Below are 11,372 nucleotides of genomic sequence, written 5' to 3' on the forward strand. Positions count from 1 at the left end.
GGAGTGGACTGGTCGATGACGGATGTAGCGGCGGGCGCCGGTGGCGGTTTCAAGATGCCCAGCGGCGGCGCCATGGGGAATTTCCTCAACCGGCCCGACCTGTTCCTCGCCATCGGCGTCATGGGCATCCTCGTGGTGCTCATCTTCCCGCTGCCGGCACTGCTGCTCGACCTGCTCCTGGCCTTGTCGATCATCCTGTCCGTACTGGTGCTGATGACGGCGCTCTTCATCGAGGAGCCGCTGGAATTCTCGGCTTTTCCGACAGTGCTGCTGATCGTCACGATGCTGCGGCTGGCGCTCAATCTCGCCTCGACGCGCCTGATCCTCGCTCACGGCCACGAAGGCAGTGCCGCCGCTGGCCACGTCATCGAAGCCTTCGGCAATTTCGTGATGAGCGGCAATTTCGTGATCGGGGTGATCGTCTTCACCATCCTGATCATCGTCAATTTCGTGGTCATCACCAAAGGTTCGGGCCGCATCGCCGAAGTTGCGGCGCGCTTCGCCCTGGATGCCATGCCCGGCAAGCAGATGGCGATCGACGCCGATCTCTCGGCCGGTCTCATCGATCAGGACGTCGCCAAGGAGCGCCGCAAGGCGCTGGAGGACGAGGCCAACTTCTTCGGTTCGATGGACGGTGCCTCGAAATTCGTGCGCGGCGACGCCATCGCCGGCTTGCTCATCACCTTCATCAACGTCCTCGGCGGCATCATCATCGGCGTCGCGCAGCAGGGCATGGGCTTCGGGGATGCGGCGCGCGCCTATACGCAGCTGACCGTCGGCGATGGCCTCGTCAGCCAGATTCCGGCCCTGATCGTCTCGACGGCGGCCGGCCTTCTGGTCTCCAAGTCAGGCGTGCGCGGCGCCGCCGACAAGGCGCTCGGCAGGCAGCTCTCAGGGTACCCGAAGGCGCTCGGCATGTCGGCGGCGGTAATGCTGCTGATCGCAATCCTGCCCGGTATCCCGATGCTGCCCTTCCTGCTGCTCGCCGGTGGTTCGGCCTGGCTCGCGCGCCATTTCGGTCAGATCGCCAAGGCACGGGAAGTTCAGGTGGCGGAGGCTGCGCAGGCTGCATCGCCGCTTGCCGCCGATGGCACGCCGAAGGAGGAGACGCTCAACGATCTGCTCAAGCTCGACGAGCTCAAGATCGAGATCGGCTACGGGCTGCTGCCGCTGGTCAACGCGGCGGGCGGGCAGGATCGGCTGACCGATCAGGTCCGGGCACTGCGCCGCCAGCTCGCTGCCGAGCTCGGTTTCGTGATGCCGGCGGTGCGCATCGTCGACAACGTCCAGCTCGAAGCGAACCACTACTACATCAAGATCAAGGAGATCGATGCGGGGCACGGCATCGTCTATGCCGGCCAGTTCATGGCCATGGACCCGATGGGCGGCAGCGTGAATCTGCCCGGCCACAACGTGCTGGAGCCGACCTTCGGCCTGCCTGCCACCTGGATCGACGCGTCACTGCAGGATGAGGCGCAGCTGCGCGGCTTCACCGTGGTCGATGCCGCCACGGTGATCTCGACGCATCTGACCGAAGTGCTGAAGTCGCATATGCCGGAGCTGCTCTCGCATGGCGAAGTGCAGAAACTGCTGCGCGAATTGCCCAAGGACCATGCCGACCTCGTCAAGGAGATCGTGCCGAGCCAGATCTCGACCACGGGAATCCAGCGCGTGCTGCAGCTGCTGCTCGCGGAGCGCATCTCGATCCGCGATCTCGCCACCGTCGTCGAAGGCATCGCCGAAGTCGCCGGCGGTATCAAGAACCCGCGCGACATCGCCGAACATGTCCGGGTGCGGCTGGCCCGGCAGATCTGTGCCCAGTTCTCGAACCAGCAGGGGCATTTGCCGATCATCACGCTCTCGCCGGCCTGGGAGAGCATCTTTGCCGAGTCGATCGTCGGCCAGGGTGAGGACCGGCATCTGGCCATGCAGCCCTCGCGCCTGCAGGAATTCGTGCATCAGGTCCGCGACAAGTTCGAGGACGCGGCGCGTATCGGCGAGATGCCGGCGCTGGTCACCTCCGGCATGGCACGACCGTTCGTGCGCCAGATCATCGAGCGCTTCCGCCGCGAGACACCCGTGCTGTCGCAGGGGGAAATCCATCCCCGCGTCCGGCTGAAGACGGTTGGAAGCGTCTGAGCCGGCTTCAGCGGCGCACGACGACAACGAGATAGCGCACCGGTTCCGGTCCGGGATTGCAGAAGCTGCAATCTCTGGGCGGGCCGAGTTCAAGACAGTCACCGGCCTGCAGCCGCTTCATCGTCTCGCCTTCGCGAAAGTCGAGCATGCCGGACTGCACCCAGATCTGCTGCCTGATGAACGCGTAGGAGCTTGCGGGATACGAGATGCGTGCACTGGGCGGCAACTCGGCATCGACCAGCTCGATGCCCGCTTCGCCAGCCGGCGAAATGGCGCGCCGAGTGAAGCCGGTTTCGGGATCGCGCCAGAATGGTTGATCCGCGCAGCGTCGGAGAAACTCGCTCGGCGTCTCGGCTCGCGCCAGAAGGTTCGACAAGGTCAACCCGAAGGCGCCGGAAAGCCGGCCGAGGAGGACAGCGGTCGGGCTCGCTTCTCCCCGCTCGATCTTGCTGATCATCGCGCGGGACACCCCGGATTTGTCGGCGAGATCGCTCAGGCTCCAGCCGCGGCTTTCCCGCTCGATGCGCATGCGTTCGGCAAGCCTTGACGTCAAATCGTCCATTATCATAGCGTTGATTCTTCTATAGTAGATCGTTCAGAGTGCAACCCATGACAGACGGCGCGGAAGCGCAGGACGCCCGCTTGCGTCGCGCCCCTGCAGCCGTCGCCAATCCGGCATTGGCCCTGCCGTTTCCGCATCGCTAAGGACCGGGGCATGTCGCGCAACGCCTTTTACTTCGCCCTGATGTGTCTGGTCTGGGGGCTGACCTTCCTGCCGGTCAAGATCGGCTCGGCCCATGTTCCGCCGATCTTCCTTGCAGCGGCACGGTTCTCGATCGCTGGTGTCCTGATGCTGCTCTGGGCCGGGCGCGATCTTCTCGCCGTTCCACCCGCAGCGCGGCGGCGCCTGCTGATCACCGCACTCCTGGTGAATACCGGCAACTACACCTTCCTGTTCTGGGGGACCGCGCATGCACCGTCGGGGCTCGCCGCCATCGTCAATCTCGCGACGATCCCGATCTATACGCTGATCGCGAGCCGCTTGATCGAGGGGCAGCGGATCACCGGCCAGCGCATCGCGGCCATCGTGCTTGGGCTCATCGGGCTTTGTTTTCTGTTCGCGACGCGCGCCTCCAGCGGCTGGAGCGCGGCGCATGGCGATCCGATGGAGATCTGGGGGCTGGCGGCCGTGGCCTTTGGCACGTTGCTCTACTGCTTCGGCGCCGTGTTGACGCGGCGGATCGCCGGCACCATGCCGACGCTGACATTGGCCGGCTGGCAGACGGTCATTGGTGCGCTCGGCCTTGCGGCCGTCTCGTTCGCTGTCGAGCCCGTCACGCTTGCTGATATGCGCGCGCTCGGAGAGTGGCCGGTCTGGCCCGCCGTTGCCGTCCTGGTGATTGGCGGCTCGCTGATCGGCTTCACCATCTACATGCGGCTGCTGCGCGACTGGGGCGCCTTCCATGCCGGGCTCTATGCCTTCGTCAGCCCGGCCATCGCTGTCACAGCCGGAGTTGTCGTGCTGCACGAGCCATTCGGCCTGTCCGAGGCAATCGGCGCGGTGTTGATGTTCGGCGCAGCTGCGATCGCGCTCAGACGCTGAGGCCATGGTCTAGCGCCTGATGCTACCCGAAAGCCGGTTCCCGCGTTCGGCATCATGCTTGTCAGGGAGGGGGTGCGATGCGGGTGTTCTTCCTGAGCTGGCTGCGCTCGAAGGCCAGCACGATCGGCAGCGAAATCACCAGCGGCAGGATCAGGTAGAACAGCCGCCAGATCAGCAGGGCCGCAAAGACAGCCGGTGCCGGCACGCCCGGCATGACCGCGAGGAAGACCGCTTCCATCACGCCGACCCCGCCCGGTACCTGGCTGAGCAGCCCGGCCGAGAAGGAAAGGAGGAAGGCGCCGAGCACGATGAAGAAGCCGGGGTTTCCCTGATCGGGCAGCGCGAAATAGATGATGCCGGCGGCACCCATCAGTTCCAGAGGCGCAGCGAGATATTGCCGCGCAACGACCGGCAGCCGGGGATAGATCAACTCGAACTTGCCGATCTTGAGCGGCCTGAACTTCAGCCAGGAGCCGACCGTGTAGAGCCCGACGAAGGCGAGCAGCCCGAAGCCGATCAGCCGGGCAGTCGCATCGCCGAGGGTGAACCAGTGGGAAAGCCGGCCGAGCGGGCGCAGGATCTGAGGCTCCCCGATCAGGACGAGCCCAAGCAGCAGAATGGTTCCGAAGGCGAAGGTGAAGGAGCAGAGCGCCACCAGAACCGCGACATCGGCCGTTGTTAGGCCCTTCGCGGTATAGGCGCGGAACCGGACCATGCCGCCCGAGAAGACCGAGGCGCCGATATTGTGCGAGAGCGCATAGGTCACGAAGGAACAAAGCGCGATATAGGGCCAGGAGATGCCCTTCTCCTTGCCGAGATGGATCAAGGCAATGCGGTCATACCAGGCCAGCGCAGCGTAAGCGACGAGCGTTGCGAGGGCTGCGTGCAGGAAGGCGTCCGGGGAGATCAAGGCGATCTTCTGGCCGATGCCGGCCGCAATGATCTTGATGTTTTGCCAGAGGGTTCCTTGCTCCAGCAATGCCTGGACGGCGGCATCCGTGCCGGCCTCGGCCTTGAGCTTGTCCCAGAGCAACTCGACCGACCAGACGACCGCGACGAGACCGATGAGCGGCCAGAGATAGTCGAGATAGCGTTTCATGAAACCGGCAGGCTGCGAGGAGGCGTCGAAGGCGGTGTCGCGGCGCGCAGGGGAAGGCCTGGGAAGCCGGCCGGAGCGAACCTTCGCCTGTGTGCCAGCGAGGGAGGGCGAGGGCAAGCGGCGTTGCCCGCGCCAGGCCGCACGGACGGCCTATTTTCCGTTTTTCTTCAGCCAGTCCCGCATGAAGGCGATCTCCTTCTCCTGGGCGGAGATGACCTCAGTGGCCAGCTTCTTGATTTCCGGGTCCTTGCCATGAGCAAGCACGACCTTGGCCATGTCGATGGCGCCCTGATGATGCGGAATCATGCCACGCACGAAATCGGCATCGGCGTCGCCGGTGAAGGAGGTCGCCATGTCCTTGTGCATCTTGTCATTGACCGCCTTGTAGGCGGCTGTCGCCGGYGTGTCCGCGACGCCGGTCGCCGAGCCCTGCATGGCGCCGTGACCCTGGTGCTGCTGCGCAACGGCGACACCGCCCAGTGCCGCGATGCCGAAGAGAGCGGCGGCGAGCTTCAGCTTTACACGTCTGGTCATCGAAAAGAATCCTCATTCGTTTGAAGCGGCGCGCCACAGCTTCTCCAGGTGGGAATGGGCCATGCACCGTACGAACTGATCTTTCACCCGGGATCATGTCATGATCGCGGCGATATCCGGCAGCCTCGACGGCGCAGGCTTCGAGCGTCTGCCTCACGGCCAACGTACCGCAGACAGGATCATGAGCGACAGCATTCCCATCAGCCTGACCGGCATCACCGACCTTCCGCCCGGCAAGATCGCGGCGATCGTCACATCTCTCGAGATGTTTGCGCCGCCGGCCAAGCGGGCCGATCCGCCCGGCCTTTCGGGCTTCTCCCTCGAGCCGATCGGGAGAGACGATGTCACGCGCTATCTCGCGATCTACCGTGTGCTCGGTGAGCGCTGGATGTGGTTCAGCCGGCTGGTCAAGCCCGTGGCGGAGATCGAGGCGATCCTGGCGGATCCAGCCGTCGAGTTCTTCGCCGTTCGGGCCGATGGCCGCGACGTTGGATTGCTGGAGCTTGATTTCCGCGTGGCGGAAGAGGGAGAGCTCAGCTTTTTCGGGCTGGACGAAACCGTGCTGGGCCGCGGAGCCGGCCGCTGGTTGATGAATCGGGCGCTGGAACGGGCCTGGGCCCAGCCGATTTCGCGCTTCTGGGTACACACCTGCACGCTCGATCATCAGAGCGCCCCGGAATTCTATCAGCGCTCGGGGTTCACGGTCTTCAAGCGCAGCGTCGAGGTCGACGATGATCCGCGGCTGGCAGGGCATATGCCGCGCGACTCCGTGCGGCATCATCCGGTGATCGAATGAAAAAGGGGGGCGGGAGGCTAACGGCCTCCCGCCCCTTTTTCGTGCAAGATCCCTGAAGCCAGACGGTCAGGCGCGTGAGCGCAGCCCGATCGAATCCATCATCGACTGGTCGCGCGCTGCTTCGGCGGCCCGCTCGGAAGCACGCTCGCGATCGTCGAGAATCTCGACCTTCTTCATGTCCTCGAAGGCTTCCTGAAGCTCGGCCTTGGCCTCGTCGAGCTGGCCCTTCAGATTATCCGCCGACTGCCGCAGGTTGTCGCGGCGCCCGAGCGCTGCCTTGGCATAGGTCGGGTAGGCGAAATGAGCAGGGTCGGAGATACCGGCCCGTGTCTCCTCGCTCTGGATCTCACGATCCAGATCGGTCGCCATGCGATGGAAATCCGCAATCATCATCTCAATCTGGCTTACCCGGCGACGCTTTTCGTCCACCTGGAAGCGTTTGAGACGCAAGAGGGTCTCTCGCGACTTCATGTCGTGTCCAACTCCTGGTTACGCATGGCGGCTCCCCGACCCCTCGGTTCGCCGCCGGAACTTGATCCGCGAGACGAAAAGGACAATGGCGCAAGGAGGTTGACCGTTTCTTACCGAGGCCGCCCGCTTTCGACGCATATTGAGCCCGCGTCGCTGCTGCTGCCGTACGCTGTGTGTCCCCTATAGAGTCTGCGCAGTTATCAGGGCGTTCGCCCGTCTTTCCCTCCCGGATCGCCTTCCCTTGCTCGCCTCATCACGCCTTCCGGAGCACTGGCCGCTGCTCTGCGGCCTCGCTCTCACCCGCATTATCGGCTGGGGATCGACCTATTACGCGCCGTCGGTCCTTGCCGCCTATCTCGATCGAGATCTCGGGATGAGCGGGGAGATCGTCTTCGGAGGCATCACCATCCTGCTCGTGACCGGTGCGGTGGTCGCGCCAATGGTCGGGCGACATCTCGATCGTCGCGGAACGCGGCGTGCCATGTGTGTCGGGGCCATCATCTGCGCACTGGGCTTGGCCTTGCTCGCGGCGGCACAGGGGCCGATCAGCTATCTCGCGACCTGGTTCGTCATCGGTATCGGTCACTCGCTGACGCTCGCCAATGTCGGCAATGTCACGGTCGCGCAACTGATGGGCGCGCGAACACGACGCGTCATCGGCGTGATGATGCTTGCCACGGGCCTTGCCTCGAGCGTGTTCTGGCCGTTGTCCGCAGCCCTCTGCGCTGCCTATGGCTGGCGTGTGGCCCTCTTGATCTTTGCCGCGATCCAGATCGTGATCGTGCTTCCGATCCATCTCGCCATCCCAGTGACGCCCCCTCATGCGCCCGCTGCCGGCCCGGCAGCGGCGGCTCTGCCTGCCGATGAGGGCAGGGTGACCCCGCAAGAGCGTCGCCCGATCTTCTGGCTGCTGGCCTTTGCCTTTTCGGCAAGCGGGCTGGTCTCCTGGGGGCTGCCCCTCCATCTCATCGGCCTACTGCAGAGTTCCGGACTGACCAGTGCGACGGCCGTTACGATCGCCTCGCTCGGCGGGCTTGCAACGCTCGTGGCCCGTCTGGTCGACGTCCTGGCCGGGGAACGCTTCGCTGTCGAGCGTGTGGCCTTGGTCGGCCTTGTGCTCGGGCCGCTCTCCTGCCTCTACATGGCGCTGGCGTCAGGGACCGCGCTTTCCGCCATCGGCTTTGTCGCCGCCTTCAATGCTGCCATGGGCGTCATTTCCGTGGCACGCGCCACCTTGCCGCTTTCGCTGTTCGGCCGGCGTGGCTTTGCGACCATGCTCGGGCGGCTGACGGTTCCGCAGAACCTGACTTTCGCAGCCGCGCCGCTGCTCTTTGCGGTGATGATCGAGCGCTTTGGCAGCAGCGCGGCGCTGATGATCTCGGCGGTGATCCAGACCGGCGCGCTGGTGGCGATGCTGATCCTGGTGCGCCGCGTCAGCTCGCCATGATGGCTGCGAGCCGGGCGTAGCCTTCCCCCAGTGACGTCGCCTCGTCCTTGGCCTGTTTCAGGAAGGCTTCGAGCTGAGGGTTGAGGCGGATGGCCTCGTCGACCTCTGCCGATGCGCCCTGGCGATAGGCGCCAAGCCGGATCAGCTCCTCCATGTCGGAATAGGTCGCGAGTGTCGCGCGGGCCTTCTGGACGACGGGATAGTAGGGGGGGGCGCAGGAGCGCGGCATGGTGCGCGACACGGATTTCAGCACGTTGATTGCCGGGTAGCGCCCACGCTCGGCAATGGAGCGTTCCATGACGATATGGCCGTCGAGAATGCCGCGCACCGCGTCGGCGACAGGTTCGTCATGGTCTCCACCATCGACCAGCACGGTGAACAGACCGGTGATGGCACCTTCGCCGATGCCAGGACCGGCGCGTTCGAGCAGGCGCGGCAACTCGGCGAAGACGGTCGGCGTATAGCCCTTGGTGGTTGGCGGCTCGCCGGCGGCAAGGCCGATCTCGCGCATCGCCATGGCAAAGCGCGTGACCGAGTCCATCAGGCACATCACCTGCGCGCCCTGGTCGCGGAAGTACTCGGCCAAGGTGAGGGTGGTGAGAGCGGCCTGCTTGCGCATCAGCGCCGGCTCGTCGGAGGTGGCGACCACGACCACGGAGCGCGCCAGGCCTTCCGGGCCGAGGTCGTCCTGCAGAAACTCCTGGACCTCGCGGCCGCGCTCGCCGACGAGCCCGATGATGTTGACATCGGCGCGTGCGTAGCGGGCCAGCATGGAAAGAAGAACCGATTTGCCGACGCCCGAGCCGGCGAAGATGCCCATGCGCTGGCCAAGGCAGCAGGTCAGGAAGGCGTTGAGGGCGCGGACGCCGAGATCGAGCGGGGAGCCGACGCGGCGGCGTGCATGCGCGGGGGGCGGGTCGGCGCGGAAGGCGCAAAGATGTTCTCCCTGAGGCAGGGGCGGGCCGCCGTCCACAGGTCTTCCGAGCGCATCGACAACCCGGCCGAGCCAGGCATTGGTCGGCCGGATGCCCGGGGCTGCCTTGTCCACATAGGCGGGGCAGCCGCGGCGGACTCCGTCGAGGCCGCCATAGGGCATCACCAGCGCCTTTTCGCCGGAAAAGCCGATCACTTCGCAGGGGACACGCGTTCCCGGCGCGATCTCGATCTCGATGCGTCCGCCAAGGCTCATGGCGCCGATCGGTCCGGAGACCTCGACCATCAGGCCACGCACGCCCGTCACCCGGCCGAATGTCGTTACCGCATCGAGGTTACCGATTGTGGCGGCGAGGTCGGATAACCTGTCTATACCGTGCTTTGCGCCGCTCATTCCCCGTCCCGTCAATCTTTCATTTACCTCTGTGATTAACACTGTGCATCGAGGCTGTGTCGTGTTGCAGGGGCTTTTTGTCCCTGTTCCTCGGAACAGTCCTCCGCGAARGGCGATTTCGCGGGCGAAGGTCTCCCGATCCGTGTCAATTTCGACTCACCTCGACAAGGATCGTTCACTTTCTCCMTGGAAGCGCTTGCGCTCGGGAATCACGGTTTGTTAACCATTTTCCCAGTAGCGTGTCGCGTGGCGTTTCATCGGGCAAGCGCCTGGTCGTCCAGAGCCATGAGGGTTCGGATGAGAATGTGGTCGAGCTTGCCTCGGGGCGAAATTGGGGACGTGACATGCGGGTTCTGCTGATCGAGKACGATAGCGCAACCGCCCAGAGCATTGAGCTGATGCTCAAATCAGAGAGCTTCAACGTCTATACGACCGATCTGGGCGAAGAGGGTGTCGATCTCGGCAAGCTCTACGATTACGACATCATCCTCCTCGACCTGAACCTGCCGGACATGTCGGGCTATGAGGTGCTGCGCTCCCTTCGCGTMGCGAAGGTGAAGACGCCGATCCTGATCCTCTCCGGTCTTGCCGGCATCGAGGACAAGGTGAAGGGCCTCGGCTTCGGCGCCGACGACTATCTCACCAAGCCCTTCCACAAGGATGAGCTTGTCGCGCGCATCCACGCCATCGTGCGCCGCTCGAAGGGCCATGCGCAGTCGGTCATCACCACCGGCGATCTCGTCGTCAATCTCGACACCAAGACCGTCGAGGTCGATGCCGCCCGCGTGCACCTGACGGGCAAGGAATACCAGATGCTGGAGCTGCTTTCGCTCCRCAAGGGCACGACGCTGACCAAGGAGATGTTCCTGAACCATCTCTATGGCGGCATGGACGAGCCGGAACTCAAGATCATCGACGTTTTCATCTGCAAGCTCCGCAAGAAGCTCGCCAATGCGTCGGACGGAAAGAACTACATCGAAACCGTTTGGGGCCGCGGCTACGTGCTGCGCGAGCCGAACGATGTCGAGGAACGCATTCCGGCGTGATCGGTGTCATCCGGTCGTCACGATCGGATGCGACAAGAGATACAGCCTGATCGTCGGATGTACACGACAGGTTGACGGGACCCCGCCGAGAGGCGGGGTTTTTGTTTATGGCGGCAGCGGCCTAAAGCATCGGTCCGAAAGTCGATTGCGGTTTTCGGGCAAGCCGATGCAAACACAGAAGGTTCGATCATCGACCGGATACGGTATCCAGTCCGATGATCAGAGGCGGGAGCCGGCCGTGGGCAGCGGACGCGGCCGGTCGAAGGGGTAGCCGAGACCGGGCGACTGAGCCTTGCCGGAGCGGCCGTCGCGGTAGAGGCCGCGATGCTGCTTGTCCGGAACGATGCTGGTGGTGATTCCGATCACCGTCTCTGCGGCGCCAAGCAGGAAGGCTCCATCCGGGGCGAGCCGCTGGGCCAGTGCGGCCATCACCCGCGCCTTGGTCGGAACGTCAAAATAGATCAGCACGTTGCGGCAGAGGATCACGTCGAAGAGGCCGAAATGGCCGCTCGAATCGAGCAGGTTATGCTGCCGCAGCTCGACCATCGCGCGAATCTGCTCCGAGATGCGCCACTTGTCGCCTTCCTGCCGGAAGTGCTTCAGCAGGAGTTGGATCGGCAGGCCGCGCTGGATCTCGAACTGGGTGTAGAGCCCGCCACGGGCGCGCTCCAGGACTTCTGCGGAGATGTCGGTTCCGACGATCTCGATCCTCCAGCCCGCCAGCTGTGCCGCCATCTCATCCAGGATCATGGCAAGGGAATAGGCTTCCTGTCCGGTCGAAACTGCGGCGCACCAGATCCGCAGGGAGCGGTGGGCCGCATTCGCAGCGAGTTTCTCGGGGAGGATCACATTGCGGAACAGATCGAATGGGGTCCGGTCGCGGAAGAACAGGGTCTCGTTGGTGGTCATC

The 11,372-nt window shown here is 64.4% G+C and carries 11 protein-coding genes; 5 read left to right on the forward strand and 6 right to left on the reverse strand.

Translation table 11 applies throughout. The annotated features are described in order from the left end of the window. Window positions 1-54 precede the first annotated feature (54 nt). The gene (gene flhA / locus AC1DJT_RS27685; protein WP_476768100.1) at window positions 55-2,139 is read left to right on the forward strand and encodes a flagellar biosynthesis protein FlhA; all 2,085 of its coding nucleotides are present in this window, start codon (window positions 55-57) and stop codon (window positions 2,137-2,139) included. 7 nt (window positions 2,140-2,146) lie between these two features. Here flhA and AC1DJT_RS27690 read toward each other — a convergent pair whose 3' ends face one another. Next, window positions 2,147-2,701, reverse strand: coding sequence for a helix-turn-helix domain-containing protein (locus AC1DJT_RS27690; RefSeq protein WP_476768092.1), 555 nt, complete (start codon window positions 2,699-2,701; stop codon window positions 2,147-2,149). Between the two features lie 153 nt (window positions 2,702-2,854). Here AC1DJT_RS27690 and AC1DJT_RS27695 point away from each other — a divergent pair, with 153 nt between their 5' ends. Next, a complete protein-coding gene (locus AC1DJT_RS27695; protein WP_476768091.1) occupies window positions 2,855-3,742 on the forward strand; it encodes a DMT family transporter in 888 nt (295 codons plus the stop codon). Between the two features lie 61 nt (window positions 3,743-3,803). On the opposite strand, the gene AC1DJT_RS27700 is transcribed toward AC1DJT_RS27695, so the two are convergent. Together AC1DJT_RS27700 and copM are read right to left on the reverse strand one after the other, a co-directional pair. Next, on the reverse strand, window positions 3,804-4,841 hold the full coding sequence (locus AC1DJT_RS27700) for a lysylphosphatidylglycerol synthase transmembrane domain-containing protein (protein ID WP_441489561.1): 1,038 nt from the start codon (window positions 4,839-4,841) through the stop codon (window positions 3,804-3,806). 150 nt (window positions 4,842-4,991) lie between these two features. After that, window positions 4,992-5,375 carry a CopM family metallochaperone gene (gene copM / locus AC1DJT_RS27705; RefSeq protein WP_441489560.1) on the reverse strand — a complete coding sequence of 128 codons (384 nt, stop codon included), beginning with the start codon at window positions 5,373-5,375 and terminating at the stop codon, window positions 4,992-4,994. Between the two features lie 100 nt (window positions 5,376-5,475). Here copM and AC1DJT_RS27710 point away from each other — a divergent pair, with 100 nt between their 5' ends. Continuing rightward, window positions 5,476-6,171: a GNAT family N-acetyltransferase gene (locus AC1DJT_RS27710; protein ID WP_476768089.1), complete on the forward strand. Its 696-nt coding sequence runs from the start codon at window positions 5,476-5,478 to the stop codon at window positions 6,169-6,171. 66 nt (window positions 6,172-6,237) lie between these two features. Here AC1DJT_RS27710 and fliJ read toward each other — a convergent pair whose 3' ends face one another. Next, window positions 6,238-6,642, reverse strand: coding sequence for a flagellar export protein FliJ (gene fliJ, locus AC1DJT_RS27715; RefSeq protein ID WP_043237924.1), 405 nt, complete (start codon window positions 6,640-6,642; stop codon window positions 6,238-6,240). Between the two features lie 241 nt (window positions 6,643-6,883). Here fliJ and AC1DJT_RS27720 point away from each other — a divergent pair, with 241 nt between their 5' ends. Continuing rightward, window positions 6,884-8,089 (forward strand): MFS transporter, encoded by a 1,206-nt coding sequence (locus AC1DJT_RS27720; RefSeq protein WP_476768088.1) that lies wholly within the window; start codon window positions 6,884-6,886, stop codon window positions 8,087-8,089. Here AC1DJT_RS27720 and fliI read toward each other — a convergent pair. Further along, window positions 8,076-9,416, reverse strand: a complete 1,341-nt coding sequence (fliI, locus tag AC1DJT_RS27725) for a flagellar protein export ATPase FliI (RefSeq protein WP_476768087.1) — start codon at window positions 9,414-9,416, stop codon at window positions 8,076-8,078. The two genes, AC1DJT_RS27720 and fliI, sit on opposite strands and share 14 nt — an antisense overlap. Before the next feature lie 344 nt (window positions 9,417-9,760). Between fliI and ctrA the strand changes: the two genes are divergently transcribed. Continuing rightward, window positions 9,761-10,462, forward strand: a complete 702-nt coding sequence (ctrA, locus tag AC1DJT_RS27730; RefSeq protein WP_476835292.1) for a response regulator transcription factor CtrA — start codon at window positions 9,761-9,763, stop codon at window positions 10,460-10,462. A gap of 219 nt (window positions 10,463-10,681) precedes the next feature. Here ctrA and AC1DJT_RS27735 read toward each other — a convergent pair. Next, on the reverse strand, window positions 10,682-11,372 hold a 691-nt coding region (locus AC1DJT_RS27735), incomplete at its 5' end, for a CheR family methyltransferase (protein ID WP_476835293.1).

This window comes from Allobosea sp. 05T422_2 (genome assembly GCF_056396265.1).